Origin of the sequence: Nocardioides sp. LMS-CY, from assembly GCF_018732145.1 — a bacterium.
GTDB classification, from domain to species: Bacteria; Actinomycetota; Actinomycetes; order Propionibacteriales; family Nocardioidaceae; genus Nocardioides; species Nocardioides soli.
This window is the reverse complement of record NZ_CP076104.1, coordinates 1,954,924-1,976,095: the sequence shown is the minus strand read 5'-3', so window position 1 is coordinate 1,976,095 and position 21,172 is coordinate 1,954,924. Positions and strand designations below refer to the sequence as shown.

Annotated in this window: 20 protein-coding genes; 3 read left to right on the top strand and 17 right to left on the bottom strand. The window is 70.7% G+C overall.

Features of this window, described 5'->3' with window-relative positions:
* Positions 1-23: 23 nt before the first annotated feature.
* Genes KM427_RS09535 through KM427_RS09520 form a run of 4 tightly spaced genes read right to left on the bottom strand, consistent with a single transcriptional unit; the run spans position 24 to position 4,464 of the window.
* On the bottom strand, positions 24-1,457 hold the full coding sequence (locus KM427_RS09535; protein ID WP_215527045.1) for an aminobutyraldehyde dehydrogenase: 1,434 nt from the start codon (positions 1,455-1,457) through the stop codon (positions 24-26).
* Positions 1,454-2,683, bottom strand: coding sequence for a D-arabinono-1,4-lactone oxidase (locus KM427_RS09530; protein ID WP_215527044.1), 1,230 nt, complete (start codon positions 2,681-2,683; stop codon positions 1,454-1,456). The genes KM427_RS09535 and KM427_RS09530 overlap by 4 nt, the downstream gene beginning before the upstream one ends.
* 43 nt (positions 2,684-2,726) lie before the next feature.
* Positions 2,727-3,419, bottom strand: a complete 693-nt coding sequence (gene tenA, locus KM427_RS09525; RefSeq protein ID WP_215527043.1) for a thiaminase II — start codon at positions 3,417-3,419, stop codon at positions 2,727-2,729.
* 37 nt (positions 3,420-3,456) lie between these two features.
* Positions 3,457-4,464, bottom strand: a complete 1,008-nt coding sequence (locus KM427_RS09520) for an amidohydrolase family protein (protein WP_215527042.1) — start codon at positions 4,462-4,464, stop codon at positions 3,457-3,459.
* 170 nt (positions 4,465-4,634) lie between these two features.
* Between KM427_RS09520 and KM427_RS09515 the strand changes: the two genes are divergently transcribed.
* Positions 4,635-6,110: an aldehyde dehydrogenase family protein gene (locus KM427_RS09515; RefSeq protein WP_183590651.1), complete on the top strand. Its 1,476-nt coding sequence runs from the start codon at positions 4,635-4,637 to the stop codon at positions 6,108-6,110.
* An 82-nt stretch (positions 6,111-6,192) separates the two neighbouring features.
* Positions 6,193-7,212: an alcohol dehydrogenase catalytic domain-containing protein gene (locus KM427_RS09510; protein ID WP_183590652.1), complete on the top strand. Its 1,020-nt coding sequence runs from the start codon at positions 6,193-6,195 to the stop codon at positions 7,210-7,212.
* Positions 7,213-7,281: 69 nt separating this feature from the next.
* On the opposite strand, the gene KM427_RS09505 is transcribed toward KM427_RS09510, so the two are convergent.
* Complete coding sequence (locus tag KM427_RS09505; protein WP_215527041.1) at positions 7,282-7,974, bottom strand: GntR family transcriptional regulator; 693 nt, start codon at positions 7,972-7,974, stop codon at positions 7,282-7,284.
* Positions 7,975-8,103: 129 nt separating this feature from the next.
* Here KM427_RS09505 and KM427_RS09500 point away from each other — a divergent pair, with 129 nt between their 5' ends.
* Positions 8,104-9,414 (top strand): amidohydrolase family protein, encoded by a 1,311-nt coding sequence (locus KM427_RS09500; protein ID WP_183590654.1) that lies wholly within the window; start codon positions 8,104-8,106, stop codon positions 9,412-9,414.
* A gap of 66 nt (positions 9,415-9,480) precedes the next feature.
* Here the strand turns inward: KM427_RS09500 and KM427_RS09495 are convergent, their stop codons facing one another.
* From KM427_RS09495 to KM427_RS09440, 12 genes are all read right to left on the bottom strand, one after another.
* A complete protein-coding gene (locus tag KM427_RS09495) occupies positions 9,481-10,155 on the bottom strand; it encodes a GntR family transcriptional regulator (protein WP_183590655.1) in 675 nt (224 codons plus the stop codon).
* 40 nt (positions 10,156-10,195) lie between these two features.
* A complete protein-coding gene (locus tag KM427_RS09490; RefSeq protein ID WP_215527040.1) occupies positions 10,196-11,188 on the bottom strand; it encodes a 2,5-dihydroxypyridine 5,6-dioxygenase NicX family protein in 993 nt (330 codons plus the stop codon).
* On the bottom strand, positions 11,185-12,183 hold the full coding sequence (locus KM427_RS09485) for an LLM class flavin-dependent oxidoreductase (RefSeq protein ID WP_183590657.1): 999 nt from the start codon (positions 12,181-12,183) through the stop codon (positions 11,185-11,187). Before KM427_RS09485 ends, KM427_RS09490 begins: the two co-directional genes overlap by 4 nt.
* Complete coding sequence (locus tag KM427_RS09480) at positions 12,183-13,289, bottom strand: M20/M25/M40 family metallo-hydrolase (RefSeq protein WP_215527039.1); 1,107 nt, start codon at positions 13,287-13,289, stop codon at positions 12,183-12,185. The genes KM427_RS09485 and KM427_RS09480 overlap by 1 nt, the downstream gene beginning before the upstream one ends.
* Positions 13,282-14,481, bottom strand: a complete 1,200-nt coding sequence (locus tag KM427_RS09475; RefSeq protein WP_215527038.1) for a CaiB/BaiF CoA transferase family protein — start codon at positions 14,479-14,481, stop codon at positions 13,282-13,284. The genes KM427_RS09480 and KM427_RS09475 overlap by 8 nt, the downstream gene beginning before the upstream one ends.
* On the bottom strand, positions 14,478-16,058 hold the full coding sequence (locus KM427_RS09470) for an acyl-CoA mutase large subunit family protein (RefSeq protein WP_215527037.1): 1,581 nt from the start codon (positions 16,056-16,058) through the stop codon (positions 14,478-14,480). Before KM427_RS09470 ends, KM427_RS09475 begins: the two co-directional genes overlap by 4 nt.
* Positions 16,055-16,477, bottom strand: coding sequence for a cobalamin-dependent protein (locus KM427_RS09465; protein ID WP_183590661.1), 423 nt, complete (start codon positions 16,475-16,477; stop codon positions 16,055-16,057). The genes KM427_RS09470 and KM427_RS09465 overlap by 4 nt, the downstream gene beginning before the upstream one ends.
* A gap of 10 nt (positions 16,478-16,487) precedes the next feature.
* A complete protein-coding gene (locus KM427_RS09460) occupies positions 16,488-17,681 on the bottom strand; it encodes a M20 family metallopeptidase (RefSeq protein ID WP_183590662.1) in 1,194 nt (397 codons plus the stop codon).
* 120 nt (positions 17,682-17,801) lie between these two features.
* The gene (tenA, locus tag KM427_RS09455) at positions 17,802-18,497 is read right to left on the bottom strand and encodes a thiaminase II (protein WP_183590663.1); all 696 of its coding nucleotides are present in this window, start codon (positions 18,495-18,497) and stop codon (positions 17,802-17,804) included.
* Positions 18,494-19,522, bottom strand: a complete 1,029-nt coding sequence (locus tag KM427_RS09450) for an ABC transporter substrate-binding protein (RefSeq protein WP_183590664.1) — start codon at positions 19,520-19,522, stop codon at positions 18,494-18,496. Before KM427_RS09450 ends, tenA (KM427_RS09455) begins: the two co-directional genes overlap by 4 nt.
* Positions 19,519-20,367 carry an ABC transporter permease gene (locus KM427_RS09445; RefSeq protein ID WP_215527036.1) on the bottom strand — a complete coding sequence of 283 codons (849 nt, stop codon included), beginning with the start codon at positions 20,365-20,367 and terminating at the stop codon, positions 19,519-19,521. The genes KM427_RS09450 and KM427_RS09445 overlap by 4 nt, the downstream gene beginning before the upstream one ends.
* On the bottom strand, positions 20,364-21,092 hold the full coding sequence (locus KM427_RS09440; protein ID WP_215527035.1) for an ABC transporter ATP-binding protein: 729 nt from the start codon (positions 21,090-21,092) through the stop codon (positions 20,364-20,366). The genes KM427_RS09445 and KM427_RS09440 overlap by 4 nt, the downstream gene beginning before the upstream one ends.
* Positions 21,093-21,172 lie beyond the last annotated feature (80 nt).

Below are 21,172 nucleotides of genomic sequence, written 5' to 3'. Positions count from 1 at the left end.
CGGCTGATGACGGACGAGCCCGGTCAGCGCAGGCTGACCATCACGTGCTTCACGTTCGTGTACTCCTCGAGCGCGTAGCTGGACAGGTCCTTGCCGTAGCCCGACTGCTTGTAGCCACCGAAGGGCATCTCGGGGGTGACCGGGAAGTGGTCGTTGACCCACACCGTGCCGAACTGCAGGGCCTTGGACATCCGCATCGCGCGGGCGACGTCCCGGGTCCACACCGAGGCGACCAGCCCGTACGGCGTGCCGTTGGCCGCGTGGACGGCCGCCTCCTCGTCGGCGACCCGTTGCACGGTCACCACCGGCCCGAAGATCTCCTGTTGGATCAGGTCGTCGCCCTGCTCGGCGCCGGTGATCACGGTCGGCTGGAAGTAGTAGCCGGCCCGGTCGACGGCGGCGCCGCCGGTGACGACCTCGGTCCGCGGCGAGCGGCCGTCCACGAGCGCGGCCACGCGGTCGCGCTGGGCCCCGCTGATCAGCGGCCCGAGCGTCGTCGCCGGGTCGCTGGTGTCACCGACCACGAGCTTCCCGGCCGCGTCCGCGACGGCCGCGACCAGCTCGTCGTACGCCTTCGGGGTCGCCAGCACTCGGGTGGCGGCGGTGCAGTCCTGGCCGGCGTTCCAGAAGCCGCCGGCAGCGATCGCACCGGCGGCGGCCGTGACGTCCGCGTCGTCGAAGACGACGACCGGGGCCTTGCCGCCGAGCTCGAGGTGGACGCGCTTGAGCGAGTCCGCCGCCGTGCGGGCGATGGCCTTGCCGGTGGCGACCGACCCGGTCAGCGAGACCATGTCGACGCCGGGATGCCCGACGACCGCGGCGCCGACCTCGTCGCCGCCCGCCACCGCGTTCAGGACGCCGGGGGGTAGCACCTCCGCCGCGAGGGCGGCCAGCCGCAGCGTGGACACCGGCGTGAGCGGCGCCGGCTTGAGCACCACGGTGTTCCCCGCCGCGAGGGCCGGGCCGATCTTCCAGAGAGCCATCATCAGCGGGTAGTTCCAGGGCGCGATCTGACCGACCACGCCGATCGGCTCGCGCCGCAGCATCGAGGTGTAGCCCGTCAGGTACTCCCCCGCCGCCTTCCCCTCCACGACGCGGGCCGCACCGGCGAAGTACCGCAGGCTGTCGACGCCGCCGTCGACCTCGTCGCCGACCGACTCGATCGGCTTGCCGGCGTTGCGGGAGTCGTCGGAGACGAACAGCGACCGGTGCTCCGCCACCGCGTCGGCCAGCGCGAGCAGGTGCTCCGCACGGGCGGCCGGGGTGGTGTCCGCCCAGCCCTCCGCGGCCCGGCGTGCGGCGGCCACCGCCCGGTCGACGTCGCCGCGGCCCGAGTCGGGTGCCACGGCGAAGGTGGTGCCGGTCGACGGGTCGGTCACCTCGCGCACCGCACCCGACGCGGCCTCGACCCGCTGCCCGTCGATGAGGTTGAGGAACGGGTCTGCGTGGTCGCTCATCGGTCTCCTTCGCGCGGCATGCCGTCCAGCAGGCCGCCGAGATAGGGGTTGGTGAAGAGGTGGCCGGGATCGAGCTCGGCGCGCACCTCGCGGAACGCGGACAGGCCGGGGTACAGGGCGGCCAGGTCGGCGGCGTCGTACGGGTGCCACTTCCCCCAGTGCGGGCGCCCGTCGAACTGCGCGAAGATCCGCTCGCAGTCGCGGAAGAGCGCCGCGTTGTCCTCCCCCATCACCCCGGAGACCGAGATCGAGCACGAGGCCCGCGCCGAGAACGGGCTGAGGTAGGAGTCGTCGGCCGCGATGAAGCGCACCTCCAGCGGGAGCGGGTGCTCCGGATGCCGCGCGAGCAGCATCGCGCGGAGCTCGCCGAGCGCCTCCTCGGCGCGCTCGACCGGCACCATGAACTCGAGCTCGTGGAACGTCGGCTCGGACGGGTCGGCGAAGACATGGTAGGCGCGGCCCACCCGGGGCGTGCCGTCGCTCCTGGGGGCGTCCGCCGGCAGCGGGTCCATCGTCTTGACCAGCACGGTGTCCGCGCCGAGCGGCGGGTCGTAGTCGAACCACGCACTCGCCGCGGCGGCGGTGGGGAACCAGTAGAAGAGGAAGTGCCGGTGCCCGTCGAGGCGCTCGGACCAGCTGTCGAGCAGCTCCGCCCAGCTGGCCGGCTCGAGCCGGGCCGCGAGCGAGTAGGCCGGCGAGACCTGCAGGGTCAGCTCGGTGACCACCCCGAGCGCACCGAGCGACGTGCGGGTGGCGCGCAGCCACTCGGGCGTCGAGGAGTCGACGACGGCGACCGACCCGTCGGCACGGACCACGCGCGCGCCCACGACCGCGTTCGACAGCGAGCCGAGGTCTCGACCGGTGCCGTGCGTGCCGGTGGCGATCGCGCCGGCGATCTGCTGGCCGTCGATGTCGCCCTGGTTGGTGAGGCTCAGCCCGTGCTCCCACAGGAGCGGGCCGAGGTCGCAGATCCGGGTGCCGGCACGCACCGTCGCCCGATGGGTCGCGCAGTCGACGTCGACCAGGCCGGACAGGCCGGCCAGGTCGACCACGACGCCGTCGGTGAGGACGAGCGGCACGTTGGAGTGTCCCGACCCGGCGGGCCGCAGTGTCCGGCCTCGGGACCGGGCCCGGTCGACGGCCTCGACGACCTCGGCCTCGGACGCCGGCGCGACGACCTCCGCTGGAGTGCAGTGCTGGTTGCGGTACCAGTTCGTCCAGTGCATCGACTTCCTTCGGGTAGACGGGGTGCGCGCGGTGGCGGGCGGCTCAGCCGGCCGGGACCGCCAGATCCGGCCACTGCCGGCAGCCGTAGGCCATGTCCCAGAACGCGACCTCCAGCCGGCTCGCGGTCGCGAACTGCTCCCGCAGGAAGCCGCGCCTGCTGTCGTCGGCCCGGGCCGCCAGCTCCGCGAAGTTCGCCTGCATCTGCCGGAGCCGCTCGCCGTAGAAGTCGCCGACGAAGAACTCCATCCAGGCCGTGTAGAGCGAGTCCGGCGCGATCACCTCGACCAGCTCCAGGGCGATCTCCCGGTAGCTGATCGCGCACGGCAGGATCACCGTCATCACGTCCAGCGCGTCCCCGCGGTACGCCGTGGCCGTCAGGAAGGACGTGTACGCCAACGTGGTCGGCGCCATCCCCCGCGACCCGCCGCGGTCGGCCGCCCCGAGGTCGATGACCCGCTGCAGCAGCTGCTCGTTGCGCGGGAGCTCGTTGTCGACGATGTTGTCCAGCGAGTCCCGGAGCCAGGCGACCTCGTCCACCCGGGCGGCCCGGGCGGCACCGAGAGCCATGCACTTGGCGTACTCGCGGAGGTACATCGTGTCCTGCTCCAGGTAGAACCGGAACCGGTCCAGACTGAGCGTCCCGGTCGCCATCTCCCGCAGGAACGGGTGGTCGTGCAACGAGTCCCAGATCTGCGGGCAGGACTTCCGGAGCCACTCGGCGGTCAGCTCACTCATGTGCGCCTCTCTTTCTCGGGACGGTCGAGTCGGCGGGTCAGTCGATCAGGCGCATGATCCGGGCGAAGTTGTCGCCCAGGATCCCGTCGAGCTTGGCCTGGGGAATCTCCGGCATGTCGAGCTTGCGGGCCACCTCGTTGACGCTCAGGACCTTGTCGCGCAGCTGCACCGGGTCGTAGGTGAAGCCCGGGTAGTCGGAGCCGAAGACCACCTTCTCGAGCGGGACGAACATCTGCTCGAGGTGGAGCAGCCACCGGTACAGCTCCTCGGTGGTGACGGTCGAGATGTGGTAGCTGAGCTCGGCGAAGAAGTTGGGGTGCTTGGTGCACATGAACATCGCCTCCTCCACCCAGGGCGTGCCGCAGTGGGCGATCAGCAGCCGCACGCTGGGGAAGTTCCTGCCGATGTCGTCGAGCAGGGCGGGGCGGGCGAAGTCCATCCGGGCGTCCACGCGGGTCGACCCGGCCTGGTGCACCAGCACCGGGATGTCGAGCTCGGCGGCCTTCTCGAAGATGGGGAAGGAGAGGATCGGGTCGGCCGGGGACCAGTGCTGGTACATCGGGTAGAGCTTCAGGCCCTGGAGCCCCAGCTCGGTGACCGCGCGCTCGAGCTCGGCGACCGCCGCCTTGACCCCCTTGTAGTTGGGGTTCACCGAGGCGAAGCCGATGAACGTGTCGGGGTGCTGGCCCTGTACGTCGGCGATGTAGTCGTTGCACTTCTCGGGCGTCGGCGGGCCGGGCACGGAGGTGACGCCGAGGTTGTCGACGGTCCCGATCAGCCGACCGTCGAGGAACTGCGGCGACATCGCCAGCAGCACGATGCGGTCGAAGCCGGGGTGGCCGGCGATCATCTCGCTGGGCCCGATCTCGAGGAACCCGTCGTGCGAGAGGCCGCAGGCGCCGTACTCGGCCTCGGTCGGCATCCGATGGCTGGGCAGCTTGCCCTGGGCGCGATAGATGCAGAGCGACCCCTCGCGGCCGTACTCGGCCGTGAACGCGGGATCGGCCGCGAGCCCGAGGATGTGCGTGTGTGCGTCGATGATCACCGGCGGAACACTCCTGACGGACGACGTTTTATATGTCAGATCTCAGATCCTATCGGCCTCGGGATCGCGGCGGCAAGGGGTCCGCCGCCCCCTGGACTGGTCATTGACGCAGCCGCCACCGCCTCCTATCGTGATCTCAGATCCAATATATGAAGTGTGAGGGATAGGCCATGGTTGCACTGCTCGAGTCCGTCTCGTCCTTCGTCAACAGGGAGCACGGGCTCTTCATCGGCGGCGAGTTCGTCAGCTCCCACGGATCGGACCGGATCCCGGTCACGAACCCCGTCACCCAGAGCGTTCTCACGTCCGTGCCCTCGGGGGTGGCCGCCGACGTCGACGACGCGGTCGCCGCGGCCCGGGCCGCCCTGCCCGGCTGGCGCGCGCTCCCCACGGCGCAGCGCGCCGAGCTGCTGTGGCGGCTGGGGCAGCGGATCGAGGAGCTCACCGAGGAGTTCGCCCAGCTCGAGGCGATCGACAACGGCAAGCCGACCTCGGAGTCGCGCATGGTCGACGTGCCGCTCAGCGCCGGCCTGTACAAGTACTACGCCGGCTGGGCGAGCAAGCTCGAGGGCCGGACGATCACCCCCCAGGGCGGGGCCAACTTCCACGTCTACACGCGGCGCGAGTCCGTGGGCGTGGTCGGGGCGATCATCCCCTGGAACTTCCCGCTGCTCATGTGCGGCTACAAGCTGGGGCCGGCCCTGGCCACCGGCAACACCGTCGTCCTCAAGCCCGCGGAGCAGACGCCCCTGTCGGCACTGCGGCTGGCCGAGCTGATCAACGAGGTCGGCTTCCCGCCCGGGGTCGTCAACATCGTCACCGGCTACGGGCCCACGGCCGGCGCCCCGCTCGCGTCGCACAGTGGCGTCGACAAGATCACCTTCACCGGCGAGACCACGACCGGGCAGAAGATCATGGAGGCCGCCCGGGGCAACATGAAGAAGGTGAGCCTGGAGCTGGGCGGCAAGTCGCCCAGCGTCGTCTTCGCCGACGCGGACCTCGACGCCGCCCTCGAGGGCACCTTCGGCGCGGTCTTCTTCAACCAGGGCCAGTGCTGCATCGCCGGTGCCCGGGTCTACGTCCAGGACGAGATCGCCGACGAGTTCACCGCCCGACTGGTCGACCGCGTCGCGCAGGTGCGACTGGGGTCGGGGCTCGACCCCGAGACGACCATGGGCCCGCTGGTCAGCGAGGAGCAGCAGACCCGGGTCAACTCCATGATCCAGTCCGGGATCGAGGAGGGGGCGCGCCTCGCCTCCGACCCGAGCACCCCGCTCCCGGAGCAGGGCACCTTCGTGCGCCCCACCGTCTTCGCCGACGTCAAGCCGGACATGCGGATCATGCGCGAGGAGATCTTCGGCCCGGTCGCGATGGTGAGCCGGTTCGGCTCCGAGGAGGAGGCCGTCGAGCTCGCCAACGACACGTCGTACGGGCTCTGCTCGGGCGTCTGGACCAAGGACATCGCGCGTGCGCACCGGATGGCCGCCGGCATCCACGCCGGCACGGTCTACGTCAACACCTACGGCTACTTCGACCCCGCGGTCTCCTTCGGCGGCTTCAAGATGAGCGGCTTCGGCAAGGAGCTCGGCGAGGAGGCGCTCGACTCCTACCTCCAGACCAAGACGGTCTGGGTCAACCTGGACTGACCGTGACTCTCCCACCGTCACCAACCCCGTCACCAACCCCGTCACCAACCCTGTCACCGCGATACGCCCGAGGAGGGGCTCGATGAAGGCAGTTGTCATGCAGGAAGCCGGTACGTACGAGGTCGCGGAGGTGCCCGAGCCGGAGCGGGGAGACCTGGTCCTGGTCGAGTCCCGCGCGGCCGGGATCTGCGGCACCGAGCTGCACATCCTCGACGGGATGCTCGAGCCGCCCGGCTACCCGTTCATCCTCGGGCACGAGGGCGCCGGCGTCGTCACGTACGTGCCGGAGGGCGTCACGAACGTCGCCGTCGGGGACCGCGTCGCGATCTACAACTTCGTGGGCTGCGGCACCTGCCACTGGTGCCGCACCGGGTGCGAGGAGGTCTGCACCGACCCGGTCGGCCAGCTCGGCTTCAGCAGCGACGGGACGTTCCGCGACATCGTGCCGGTGCCCGCCGCCAACTGCGTCAAGCTGCCCGACAACGTCTCCTTCGAGGACGCCGCCCTGCTCAGCTGCAGCGGGATGACGGCCGTGCACGCGCTGCGGCTGGCCGACGTGCGGTTCGGTGACACGGTGGTCGTCGACGGGGTCGGCGGCGTCGGCCTGATGGTCATGCAGGCCGCGGTCGCGGCGGGCGCGCAGGTGATCGCGATCGCGGACTCCGACGCGCGCACCCCGCTCGCCAAGGACGCCGGGGCGAGCTCGGTCATCGTGCTCGACGAGCGCGGCTACGACGCCGTCGCCGACCGGATCCGGGAGGCCACCGACGGTCGCGGCGCCGACCACTTCTTCGAGCTCGTGGGCACCACGGCCAGCATGCTCGCCGGCGTCCGCGGGCTGGCCCGGCGCGGGACGGCCGTGATCATCGGCTACACCGACGACGAGCTCCAGATGCACCCGGTTGAGCTGATCCTGTCCGAGGCCCGGGTGATCGGGTCGGTCGCGGCGGCCCGTCAGGACCTCGAGACCGCCGTCGCCATGTGCGCGCGCGGCGAGCTGCGGGCCCAGATCGACACCCGCTACCCGATCGAGGAGTTCGGCACCGGCATCGAGCGGCTGCGCAAGCGCGAGGTGAACGGACGCAACGTGCTCACCTGGTGACACCCGCCAGCAACGCACGAGGGGCCCGGACGTACGACGTCCGGGCCCCTCGTGCGTTCGGGATGCGCCTCAGTTCGCCGACAGGGCCTCGTGGTGCGCCGCCATCACGCCGGCCACGTGCTCCCGGGTCAGCAGCTCCGCCGCCTCCTCGTCCTGCTCGGCGATCGCGCGGACGATCTCGTGGTGCTGGGCGGCCGACACGGCCATCTGGCCGGGGATCCGCACGGTCAGCCGCAGGATCCGGTGCTGGTGGGCGCGCAGCTTGGTGACCAGCTCCTGGAGCCACCAGTTGTGCGAGAAGCCGTAGAGTATGTCGTCGAGCTCGAGGAACAGCACGAGGACCCGGTCGACGTCGACCGCGGCGAGGGCCTCGTCGGCGGCCTGGAGGTTGGCCCGCATCGCCGTCAGGTCGGCGTCGGTGCGGTGCCGGGCCGCGAGCGCGGCGCAGGCCCCTTCGACCAGCTGCCGGATCCCCGAGATGGCGTGGAGGTCCTCGGCCTGGTAGTCGGTCACGATCGCGCCGCGGTAGGGCACCAGCCGGACCAGCCCGTCGGTGGCCAGCCTCGCGAAGGCCTCGCGCACCGGCGTCTTGCTCACGCCGAGGCTGGTGGCGATCTCGAGCTCGCGCAGCGTGCTGCCGACGTCGTGCCGCCCCGTGATGATGCCGTCCCTCAGCCGCTCGTAGACGACGTCCCGCAGCTGCACGTGCTGAAGCTGGTCCTCCGACTGAGGTGCGTTGCCTCGCAGCGGTGTCTGTGCCACGGTCCCGTTCCTTCCGGCCTGTCCGCATCCGTCTGCCCCAGGGGGAGACAAGGAGCCTTGTATCTCATATCTTAGACCTTAAATGGAATTCTGGGCACGATCACACAGCTGAGAGTTGAGGAGTCATCCATGGCGCGCATGATCATCACCGGCGGCACCGTCCTGACCATGAACGATGCGGGTGATGTCGTCTTCGACGGACACGTGGTGGTGTCCGGCGACCGGATCGAGTCCGTCGGACCCGGTGCCTACGCCGGGCCGACCGGCCCGGACGACCGGGTGATCGACGCCCGCGGCAAGGTCGTGATGCCGGGCTTCGTCGACCTGCACTACCACACGGCCATCGGGAAGGGCTTCAGCGACCACCTGCCGCTGTGGGAGTACCTCGACACCTGCTGGTACCCCCTGATCCGCAACCTGGACGCCGAGGCCGCCTACTGGGCCGCCGCCGGCTCCTACCTCGAGTCGATCAAGTCCGGCGTCACCACGGTCAACGACATGTACCGGCGGCTGCCCGACCTCGGCCGGGCCGCCGTCGACATCGGCATCCGGGCCGTGCTGTCCAACGACGTCGCGCTCCCCGAGCACGACCTGGACAGCCTGCAGGACAACAAGGACGCCTACGACGCCGTGCACGGGGCCGGCAACGGCCGCGTGGAGGTGTACGTCGGCATCGAGTGGCTGCCGCTGGCCTCCCCCGAGCTGCTGCGCGACGCCCGGATCCTGGCGGACGAGCTGCAGACCGGCATCCACATCCACCTGAACGAGTCGCTCACCGAGGTCGAGGACAGCAAGAAGCGGTTCGGGATGCGGCCCACCGAGGTGGCCTACGACGCCGGGCTCCTGGGCCGCAACGTGATCGCCGCGCACTGCGTGTGGCTCTCCGACCGGGAGATCGCGCTGATGCGCGAGACGAACACCCAGATCTCCCACAACCCCTCGTCCAACGCCAAGCTCGGCAACGGCATCGCCCGGCTGCCCGAGATGCTCAACGCGGGCATCAACGTGGGTCTCGGACACGATGCGGCGGAGTGCAACAACAGCCGCGACCCGTTCCAGGTGATGAAGTTCGCCTCGCTCATGCACCGCGCCTCGCGGGTCGACGCCAGCCTGCAGCAGGCGCCCGACGTCGTCCGGATGGCCACCCGCAACGGAGCCGCCGCACTCGGTCACGAGACCGGCGAGCTGAGCGCGGGGAAGAAGGCGGACATCATCCTCATCGACACCCACAACCCGATGTTCCTGCCGCTGGCGCCGAACGACCCGGCCCACATCTACTCCCACCTGGTGTTCAGCGCGAACGGCAGCGCCGTGCACACCAGCATCATCGACGGCGAGGTGGTGATGGAGGACCGGCGCCTGCTCACCCTCGACGAGGACGAGATCCTCAAGAACGCCAACGAGGCCTTCCTGCGCACCCGGGCGCGCATCGAGGGCTGAGCCCGGGGCCATGACGCCGCCGCCGGGCCGCCCGATCGGGCGGCCCGGCGGTCGGGGCAGGGAGCCTCAGTTCTCCGCGATGAAGGACGTGAGCCGGTCCGACATCACGCTGGCGACGTGGGCGCGCATGTCGCGCTCGGCCCGGCGCTCGTTGCGGGCCTTGATCGCCTCCACGATCTGCTCGTGCTGCTCGACCGAGCGCTCCAGGCGCCCCGGGATGGCCACGGTGAGGCGCCCGATCCGGCGCTGGTGGCCCTCGAGGTTCTCGACCAGCTCGGTGAGCCACTTGTTGCGGGAGTGCCGGTAGATCAGCTGGTCGAAGGTGTCGAAGAGCTTCGCCACCTGGGCGACCTTCCCCTTCGCCAGGGCATCCTGCGACTGCTGGATGTTGCGCTCGAGCTCGGCGATCTCCTCGTCGGTGGCGTTCGCCGCGGCGGAGCTCGCGCAGGCGCCCTCGACCAGCTGCCGGATCTCCGAGATCTCCTCGAGGTCGGCGGCGGAGTAGCCGGCGACGATCGCGCCGCGGTACGGGATCAGCTCCACGAGCCGGTCCTTCTCCAGCCGGACGAAGGCCTCCCGCACGGGCGTCTTGCTGACCCCCAGCCGGGAGGCGATCTCGACCTCGCGCAGCGCGGCGCCGGTGTCGTAGGTACCGTCGATGATGCCGTCGCGCAGATGGCGATAGACCCGGTCCTTCAACTGGAGATGCTCCAGCTGAACCCCTGTGCTGTCAGTACTCATTCATTCACATCCCACGCGCCGCCGAGAATCTCCGTCCAGATTAGTGCATATCGGATCTGGTATCGGACGTAAGTACGCCGTCGCTGATCACAACCTCGCCGTCCAGCTCCAGTGTCGAGTGCTGCATCACGCAGTCGAGATGGGCGACGGCGTCCACGGTGCCGCCGTACGCGATGGAGTTGCCGAGCGCGATGTGGGCGCTGCCGAGCGTGGACTCGGTCTCCATCGGCACGCCACACACCCGGCCGTTGGGGTTCAGCCCGACCGAGACCTCGGCCAGGTTGTCCATCCGCGGGTCGGCGCAGCGCTCGATCATCTCGGTCAGCCGGCCGGCCTCGGCACCCTCCACGCCGCGCAGCCGCCCGTCCTCGAAGTGGAGCGCGACCTCTCCGGCCAGCGGGCCCTGACCCATGAACAGGAAGTCGGCGTCGATGACGACCACGCCCTGAGAGGTCGCCTCGACCGGGGCCGTGCCCGCCTCGACGTCCGGCGGTGCCATGTACTCCCCCAGCTCGCGGGCGACGCCGAACAGCGCGCGACCCGGCCGCTTCTCCACCGAGCCGGACAGGTCCGTGCCCGCGGGAGTCGTGAGCCGGTACGTCGTCGCCCGGCCCCAGGCCGCGGCGACGTGCTCGGTCAGTCCGCGCAGCGCGTCGAAGTCCACGTCGAGGGGCCCGGACAGCCGGAACGTGTCGGCACGCACGCCGGGCATGGCGAGGTAGCGCGTGCCGGCGGCCGTCGCCCGCTGGCGGGCCACGCTCGACCCGATGAACGTCGAGGTGAGCTCGATCGCCCCGGCGGCCGAGGCGAGCAGCGCGGCCACGGCCGCGGGGGGCTCGCTGCCCGGCACGACGTACCGCGGCACCCGCGCCACTACCGGGATGGCGCGCCGCTCCTCGAGGCCGCGGACGAGCGCCTCCAGCACGATCGGGTCGGTCTCCTCGTCGGCGAGCAGCACGATCTCCTCGCCGCTGGCGGTGGCCAGGCACTGGTCGAGGACCCGGCCGACCGTGACCTCGGGCAGGGCGGTCACGAACCGATGACCTCGTCGTAGGCCTTGCGGAAGTTGCGCACGGTCTTCATCCGGTCCTCCCCCAGCGGGAACACCGACACTCCGTCGACACCCAGGTCCCTCATGTTGCGCAGGTGCTCCTTCGCGCGGTCGAGGTCGCCGGCGAGCGCCATCCGGTGGACGAAGTCGTCGGGCAGGAGCCGAGCGGCGGCGGCCGCCTCCTGGAACTCGCCGCCCTCGTACATGGAGCGGACCTGCTGGATCAGGTCGGTCGACAGGCCGGCCATCTCGCAGTACACCGGCGCCGTCTGGGGGAACCACGCGGCGATCGTGCGGCCCGCATCGAGGGCCGCGTCGGTGTCGTCGTCGATGGCGCCGTAGGCGAAGACGGTGATCTTCGGGCGGGCGCTGCGGCCGGCCTCCTCCACCCCGCGGTCGATGTGGTCGATCGCCCACTGCAGCCCCTCGGGGTGGAGACCCGCGAGGAGGACCACGCCGTCGGCGACCCGGCCCGCGAGCTGCAGCGTCTTGGGACCGCTCGCCGACATGTAGACCGGCATCGAGGTCGGTCCCGGCTCGCGCATGTGGGCGTCCACGAGGGAGAACCCGTCGCCCTCGTAGTCGACGTGCTTGCCGGTCCAGATCTCGCGGATCGCCTCGATCGCCCCCTCGAGCCGGGCCAGCCTGGCCGGCTTCTCGCCGAGCGAGAGCAACGGCCGGTCCCCGGCGCCGATCCCCATCACGGCGCGGCCGCCCGCCAGCTCGTTGATGGTGGCGAAGGCGGTCGCGGTGACGGCGGGGTGCCGGCTGACCGGGTTCGTGACGGCGGTGCCGAGCTGGAGGCCGCTGGTCCGGCGCGCCGCCAGCGCGAGGTAGACGTAGACGTACCGGGCGTGCAGCGAGGAGTCGGTCAGCCAGAGCTCCTCGAACCGCATGCCCTCGATGTCGTCGACCATCCCCTCGAAGACCTCGGGGGGGTCGACCGGCTGCAGTGCGACACCGCTCTTGATGGACATCATTCCTCCAGGTGTGTGTAGGTGACGATGGTCTCGGTCAGGGCGCGCAGCCCACGCCCGATCGGCTCGACGTCGATCCATTCCGCCTCGGTGTGCGTCAGCTCGCCGGTGGTGATCCCCAGCGTGACCGCCGGGATGCCCCGAGCGTAGGCGGCGTTGGCGTCCGTGCTGGCGGCCGTGAGACGGGCCGACTCCCCCGCGGCCTCCAGTCCCGCGACGGCCGCGGCGACGAGCGGGTGGTCGGGCTCGATGCTGCCCGCCGGCCGGCTGCCGATCACGTCGAGCGCACAGGCCACGCCCTGCCTCTCGCAGTTCTCCCGGATCAGCTCCGTCGCGGTCGCCACGAGCCGGTCCAGGTCGTCCTGGGACTCCGCTCGCAGGTCCAGCTGGAGACGCAGCGCGCGGGCCCGGGCGTTGATCGACTCGCCGCCGGCCACGGTGCCGACGTTGACGCTGGTCCGGCCCGCCGGCCTCGCCATGGCGTCGAGGTCGGCGATGATCCGGCCGCCCACGTGCACCACGCTCGGGTGGTGCGCGTCCTCCCAGGCGTGCCCGCCGGGACCGGTCAGGGAGACCTCGATCCGGTGCGACCCGACGCCGATCGTGTTGACCCGCCCCAGGTAGTTGCCCTCCAGGGCGATCAGCGCGCCGACCGGACGGTCCGCGCGGCCGAGGGCGGCGGTGACGCCGCGCAGGTTGCCGAGGCCCTCCTCGCCGACGGTGGCGACGAGCCGCACCGGGACCGGCAGCCGCTCCGGCAGCACCGCGTGCAGGGCCGAAAGCGCTGCCACCGCGACCGTGTCGTCCCCGACGCCGGGGCCCACCAGCCGGCCGCCGATCCGCTCGGTCCGATGGACCACGTCGCGAGCGAACACGGTGTCGAGGTGGGCGGCGATCACGAGTGCCGGCCCGCTGCCCGGGCGCAGGTCGGCCCAGACGTTGCCGACGTCGTCCTGCTCCACGCCCGCCAGGCCGTCCTCGGCCCACCAGGCCAGCACCCGGTCGGCGCGGTCCTGCTCGTCGAGTGGCGGCGCCGGGATCCGGCACAGCTCGATCGTCCGCTCCAGGACCCGGCTCGCGAGGGACTCCCACAATGCGTCACTCATCGCTACCGGCCTCCCGCGCGGGAACGGCGTCCAGGAGGCGCAGGCCGGCCCGGATCTCCGCGCTGTGCTCGCCGAGGGTCGGCGCGGGGCGGGGATAGCGCAACGGTCCGTCGACCCGCAGCGGAGGACCGATGTGCCGGTAGGCACGCTCGCCCTCGCCCTCGTCGCGCACCAGCCCGAGGTGGGACACCTGCGGGGAGGCGATCGCCTGCCGGAGGTCGCGGACCTGCGCCGCCGGCACCCCGGCCTCGGCGAACCGGGCGAGCCAGTCGGCCACGTCGCGCCGCAGCAGCCGGTCCTCGACCTCGGCGACCAGGTCGTCGAGGTGGCGGACCCGGTCGGCGTTGGTCGCGAAGCGCGCGTCCACGAGCAGCTCCGGGGCTCCGAGCACCTCGCAGAACCGCCGCCAGAGCGACTCGCTGCCGGCGCCGGCGACCACCAGCGAACCGTTGCCGGCCCGGAAGGCGCCGTACGGCGCGAAGGTCGGCGAGTGGCTGCCCATCGGCTGCGGCAGCTCGTCGTCCACGAACAGCGCCGGCGCGACGCTGGTGAAGCAGGCGAGCGCGAACTCCAGCAGCGAGGAGCTCACGTGGGCGCCGGTGCCGCCGCGCCCGCGGGCGTAGAGGGCGCTGACGATCCCGAGCGCGCAGGAGATGGCGCTGCCGATGTCGAGGACGGGTACGCCGACCTTGACCGGGCCGGAGGCCTCGGACCCGGTCACGCTCATGATCGCCCCCTCCGCCTGGAGGATCAGGTCGAAGCCACCCCGGGAGGAGTCGGGACCGGTCTGCCCGTACCCCGAGATCGAGCCGTAGACGAGATGAGGGTGCCGCTCCCGCACCGAGGCGGCGTCGAAGCCGATCCCGGCCAGCGAGTCGGGACGGCCGTTCTCCATGAACACGTCGGCGTCCGCCAGCAGGGCGTCGAGCTGCGCCCGGCCGGCCTCGGACCTCAGGTCCAGCACGATGCTCCGCTTGCCCGTGTTCAGGGCCTGGAAGAGCGCGCTCTCGCCGCCGGCGAAGGCGGTGCCCTGGGATCGGTACGGGTCGCCGTCCGGCTCGGCCTCGACCTTGACCACGTCGGCGCCCAGCCCGGCCAGCAGCATGGCCGCGTAGGAGCCGGACACGAACCTGGTCAGGTCGACGACGCGGACCCCCTCGAGGGGGCGCGCGGGTGCGGAGGATGCGGTCACCACGCCTGGGGCTCCCGGTACTCGCCGAAGACGGCGCGCATCTCGTCGGCGATCTCGCCGAGCGTGCACCCCGAGCGGGCGCAGTGCAGCAGCGCCGGCATCGCGTTGTCGTCGCCCTTCAGCACCTCGCGGAGCGCCGACAGCGCCTCGGCGGCGGGCTTCTCGTCGCGTGCGGCCAGCCTGCGGCGCAGGGTGCTGCGCTGCCGGTCGGCCGCCTCCACGTCGATCTCGAAGAGGGGCGGGGCCACCTCGTCGTCCTCGACGTACTTGTTGACGCCCACGCGGATCTTGGCGCCCTGCGCGACGTCGCGCTCGTACCGGTAGGCCGCCTCGGCGACCCACCGCTGCGGGATGCCCTCCGCGAGCATCGACACGTAGCCGCCGCCGGCGTCGATCTCCTCGACCAGCGCCCAGGCCCGCTCCTCGAGCGTGTCGGTGAGGGACTCCACGAAGTACGACCCGGCCAGCGGGTCCACCACCTTCGCGACGCCGGACTCGTGGGCGATGATCTGCTGGGTCCGCAGCGCCAGCCGCACCGACTCCTCGGTCGGGATCTCGAGCGCCTCGTCGTACCCCATCACGTGGATCGACTGCGCCCCGCCCAGCACCGCCGCCAGGCACTGCAGGGTGGACCGCACCACGTTGTTCAGCGGCTGCTGGGCGGTGAGCGTCGCCCCGGAGCAGCCGGAGAAGAACCGCAGCCGCGCCGAGGCCTCCTTGGTGGCCCCGAACCGCTCGGTCGCGATCCGGTGCCACATCCGACGCGCCGCCCGCACCTTGGCGGCCTCCTCGAACAGGTCGAGCTGGCTGGCGAAGTGGAACGAGAGCCGGGGCGCGAAGAAGTCGAAGTCCAGCCCACGAGCGCGGAACGCCTCGGAGTAGGCGACGGCCGAGGCCATGGTCAGCCCGACCTCCTGGATGGCGTCGCAGCCGGCCTCGCGGGCGTGGTACCCGGTGATCGAGATCCCGTTGAAGCGGGGCAGCTCGGCGGAGGCGTACTCGACGACGTCGGCGACCAGCCGGATCGAGTGGTCGGGCGGGAAGATGAAGGTCTTGCGGGCCAGGAACTCCTTGAGGATGTCGTTCTGCAGGGTTCCCGCGACGTCGGCCATCGCGGCTCCCTGCCGCTCCGCGGCGACGAGGTAGAACGCCAGGATGATGGGGGCGGTCGCGTTGATGGTGAAGTTCACCGAGAGCTGGTCGATCGGCAGTCCGTCGAAGACCATCTCCATGTCCTCGACCGTGTCGATGGCCACCCCGACCCGGCCCACCTCGGACGCGACCCGGTCGTCGGTGGAGTCGAAGCCCAGCTGCGTGGGCAGGTCGAAGGCGACACTGAGCGCGGTCTGTCCCTGGGACAGCAGGTACCGGTACCGGGCGTTCGTGTCGGCCGCGGAGCCGTACCCGGCGTACTGCCGCATCGACCAGAGGCGGCCGCGGTACATCGACTCGTAGGCGCCCCGCGTGAAGGGCGGGTGCCCGGGCTCCCCCAGCCGGTCGGGCAGATCCGAGCCCACCGAGTCCTCGTCGTAGAACGGCCGGAGCTCGATACCCGAGTCGGTGAACAGGTCGGTCATGAAACGCCCCTCTTCTCGTCGACGATCCCGAGGACTCCGCTCACGACGTCGCCCAGCGGCGTCCCCACGGGATAGACCGCCCGGGCGCCGATGCCCAACAGCTTCGGCACGTCCTGAGGCGGGATGGTGCCCCCCACGACGACGCTGACGTCGTCGAGCCCGGCCCGCCGGCACTCCGCGACCAGGGCCTCGGTGACCGCGAGGTGCACCCCCGAGAGCACGGAGAGGCCGATCACGTCGGCATCCTCCGCGACCGCTGCCGCCACCGCCTGCTCCGGGCTGACGTGCAGCCCGAGGTAGACGACCTCGGCTCCGGCATCGCGCAGCGCCATGCCGACGACCTTGACCCCTCGGTCGTGCCCGTCCAGACCCGGCTTGGCCAGGACCACCCGGGCCCGACCCGGTGCACTCACAGCCACCGGCCCCGACCTACTTCTTCTGCAGCGCGAGCGCGCCGAACGTGGTGTAGACCTGCGTGGCCTCGGCGAGGTCCTCCAGCGAGAGGTGCTCGTCGGGGCAGTACACGGGCTCGCCGCCGGGGCCGAAGATGATCGTGGGCACCTGGTCGCCGAAGCTCGCGGTGTCGCCGAGCCAGCCCGCGACCTGGAGCGGCGGCTCCGCGCCGCGCACCGACCGCACCGACTCGCGCATCAGCTCGACCACGGGGTCACCGGGCTTGGCCAGGTAGCCGGACTTGACGTCGACCAGCTCCACCTCGGCACGGAACCGGGGCTCGCGGGCCTGCGCGGCCGCCAGGCAGCGGTCGATCTCGGCTCGCACCTGGTCGACGGTCACCCCGGGCTGCGGCCGGCAGTCGACCCGGATTACGCACTCGTCCGGGATCATCGACGGCCCGCCGGGCGGGAGGCCGCCGTAGACGCGCCCGGGCGCCATGTACGTCTCGCCGCCGAAGAGGTCGACCACCCAGGTCTCGAGGTCGGGCAGCAGCGCCGATCGGTCGAGCTCGAGGATGGCGTGCGCCGCCAGGGCGTTCGCGTTGACCGCGAGCGGCTTGTGGCAGGTGTGCGCCGAGGTGCCGATGACCGTGATGTCGAAGTAGTAGCGGCCCCGGTGCCCGAGGAAGATCTCGTTGTCGGAGAGCTCGCCGAGCACGCAGTAGTCGGCGGAGTACTCCTCGAAGTAGCGGATCGAGCCGAGCTGGTCACCCATGTGGTCGGAGACCGCGGCCATGGCCAGCGTTCCCGAGATCGGGATGCCGGAGTCGCGCAGCGCCTCGATCGCGACGATCTGGCAGACCAGCGCCGCCTTCATGTCCATGATCCCGTGTCCGTAGATCGCCCCGTCGATCAGCTCGCCGGAGAACGGCGCGGTCTTGGACCAGCCGTGGGAGACGGGCTTGGTGTCCATGTGGCCGGTCATCACGACGCGAGGACCCGCGCCGAAGGACAGCTCGCCGATCGCGTTGGGCCGGTCGGGCAGGACGTCCTGCTGCCGCACGTCCTCGAACCCCGACGACTTCATGACGTCGACCAGGAACGCCGCCAGGGGCCCTTCCTCCCCGAGCACGGAGGGGATCCGGCACACCTCCTGGACCAGGGTGTGCAGCCGGTCGTAGTCGATCGACGCCAGAGCCCTGGCCGCCACTGGGTTCTCGCTGGTCATGCGCCCCTGCTTCCTTCGGTGATGGTTGAGATGTCCCATATTAGATCTCATATGCGATGTGTCAAGATGTGGCGAAGAGCGGGGATTCCACAAATGCATGGGATCCCCGCTCTCCGTCGGTCACACGAGGGTCGGCCACTCCTCGCCGCGGTAGGCCGAGTCCCAGAACATCCACTCGTACCTGGTGGCGGCGATCGCGATGTCGACGCCTCGCTGCCGCTCGACCTCCGCGACGTCCCGCGCCAGCACGTCGACGTCCGCCAGCACCCGTTCGACCTCGTCGAGGTAGTCCGACCCGGCGTAGCTGTCGATCCATCGCTGGTAGGTAGGATGGGGCGAGCCGGCCGCGACCAGGTGCCTGCCCACCTCGGCGTACACCCACATGCACGGCAGCACGGCACACAGGCCCTCGAAGAACGAGCCGGAGTGGACGCGCGCCGTCACGAAGTCGACGTACGCCGCCGCGGTCGGCGTCGGCAGCACCTCGGTCAGCACCCCTGCCGGCGCGTCGATCATGTCCACCAGCTCCGCATGGAGGCCCGACTCCGCCGTCACCGCCCCGGCAGCGTGCTGGAGCAGCGAGCGGGTCAACGCCATGTTCGGCGCCGTCGCGCTCAGCATCGCGAGGGAGCGGGCGTACTCGTTCACGTAGTACGTGTCCTGCGCGAGGAACCGGACGAACGCCTCGGGCGCCAGCTCCCCCGACGTCAGTCCCGTGATGAAGGGATGCTGGAGGATCTCGAGATGGATCGGCTCGATGGCCGACCAGAGCTCACCGGTCCACCCCGCACGCCTGACCTCGACCGTGGCGGTCATTCGGCATCGCCCCCGTCGGGGAGCATGTCGGTGTTGACCACGTTCGCGGCGTCGACTTCCTTCTCCAGCAGATCGTTGTCGTACAGCCAGTCCGCGAGCGCCTGCCACTCGGCGACGTCCATCTGGCCGAAGCCGTCCTCGTTCGCCAGGAGCGGCGCGGTGAGGTCGATCATCTCCTTGAGGCTCTCGTCGCTGTACCCCTTGGCGACGCCCGAGATCGCCTCGAACGCCGCGTCGTGGTCCTCCTGGGCCTTGGCGTCGCCCTGGGCGAGACCGGCGAGGAACTTCCGGATCGTCTCCTGGTAGGCCTCGTCCTCCTCGAGCTTGCTGCGGTTGGCGATGAGCACGAGCTCGTCGTACTCCGGCACACCGGCCTCGCCGACGGCGTAGCCGACCGGGTCGACGCCGTTCTCGCGCAGCTCGACGCTCTCGATGTTCTGGTAGGCGCCGATGATCGCGTTCACCTTGCCGGAGATCATCGCCGGCGCGTAGCCCTGGTTGATGGACACGAACTTGATGTCGTCCTCGGTGAAGCCCTGCTGCTCGAGGGCGTAGGCCCACATCGCCTCGGACACGGGGTCACCCGAGGAGCCGATCGGCTTGCCCTTGAGGTCCCCCAGCTCCTGGACCTCGTCGGTGCGGTTCAGGATCAGCGAGTTCAGCGTGGTCGGGATCAGCGCGGCGACCGCCACCACGTCGAGACCCTGGGCGTCGGCGTTGATGACCGCGTTCGCGTAGGAGATGGCCAGCGGCATCTGCCCCAGGCTGACCATCTTCAGCGAGTCGGTGTTGTTGGAGGGCGGCTGGAACTTGACCTTGAGGTTCTCGTCCTCGAACGCTCCCATGTCCTGTGCGGTGTAGAGAGAGATGTGGTCCGGGTTGGGGAACCACTCCAGGAGCACGGTGACATTGCCGTCCGCCCCGGTGCTGGACGCATCGTCGCCGCAGGCGGTCAGGGCACCGGCGGCCAGCAACACGCTGGTCGCCAGCAGAGCGGCCCTCCGGCGGGTGTTGAGTTTCCTCATCTGCGGTCTTCCTTTCTTGCCCAAGGGCAGACGAACCGTTCGACGATCGAGACGGCCACGAAGAGGCTGATGGACATGAACGTGAGGATGAAGATCGCCACGAACACCATGTCCGTCTGCAGTTGCGAGGTGGCCTGGATCATCACGTAGCCCAGGCCGTCCAACGAGCCCGCGAACTCGCCGAAGACAGCACCGACCGAGGCGTAGGTCGCCGAGATCCTGAGGCCGGTGAAGAAGGAGGGAAGCGCGGCGGGGATCTCGACCCGCCGCAGGATGGCCCACCGACTGGCGTCCAGGGTGCGCATCACCTTGATGAGCTCCGGGTCGACGGAGGCGAGGCCGTGCATCGTGTTGACCACGATCGAGAAGAAGCAGATCAGCGCCACCACGATGACCTTCGGCATCAGCGTGTAGCCGAAGATGATCGCCAGCACCGGGGCGATGACCACGATCGGCACCGCCTGGGAACCGATCAGCAGCGGCATGAACGCCGTGCGCAGCACCGGGGACAGGTGGAGCGCCAGCGCGATCGAGACCCCCACCACGATCGCCACGCCGAAGCCGATCAGCACCTCCGTCAGGGTGACGACGGTGGCGCTGGAGAACGTGTCCTCCCAGTTCTCGGAGGCGGACGCCCAGATCTCGCTCAGCGTGGGCAGGATGTAGTCCGGGACTCCGAACACGTCGCCGGCCATCTGCCACAGGATGCCGATGACGAGCAGGATGCCCGCGGGAGGCAGGATCCGCTTCACCGTCGCACCCAGCCAGCGTCGGCGGGAGCTGGGGTCGGCATCCGACGTGGGGACGTCCGTGCCAGTCGAGGTCATGGTCTCCATCACCGTCATTCCGTCACCTCCAGAAGGGACAGGAGCTCGTCGCGCAGCTGTGCGAACTCCGGATGCCGGATCAGCTCCCGGCGACTCTCGGTCTGCGGCAGCCGGACGTCGATCTGCTGCACGATCCGCCCCGGACGTGCGCTCATCACCACGACGGTGTCGCCGAGCAGCAGCGCCTCCTCCACGTCGTGGGTGACCAGCACCGTGGTCCGCGGCGCCTCGTCCAGCGTGCGGCGCAGCCACTGCTGCAGGTCCGCGCGCGTGATCGAGTCGAGGGCGCCGAACGGCTCGTCGAACAGCAGCACGTCCTTGCCCGCAGCCATCGTCCGCAGGAAGGAGACGCGCTGCCGCATGCCGCCGGAGAGCTGATGCGGGTACTTCTTCTCGAAGCCCGAGAGCCCGAACCGGTCGATCAGGTCGAGCACCTGCTCGCGAGCCGCGCGCTTCGAGGTGCCGTGGTTCTCCAGCGCGAGCGCGGCGTTGCCGGCCACGTCGCGCCAGGGCAGGAGCAGGTCGCGCTGGGGCATCCAGGCGCAGCGGGCGAGCCGCTCCTTCATCGTGGTGGCCCCCTCGACGCGCACCACGCCGTCCGTGGGGTCGGTGAGGCCACAGATCATCGAGAGGATGGTCGACTTGCCGCAGCCGCTCGGGCCGACGATCGACATCCGGCCGTGCCGCGGGAGGGACAGGCTCGCGCCGGACACGGCCACCGTCGAGCCGAACCGCTTCTCCACGTCTACCAGGTCAATGCCGACCGCATCCTGGTGTCGACCCGCCGCGGGGGCCTGGACTTCCGTTCCTGAGTGCATGACGC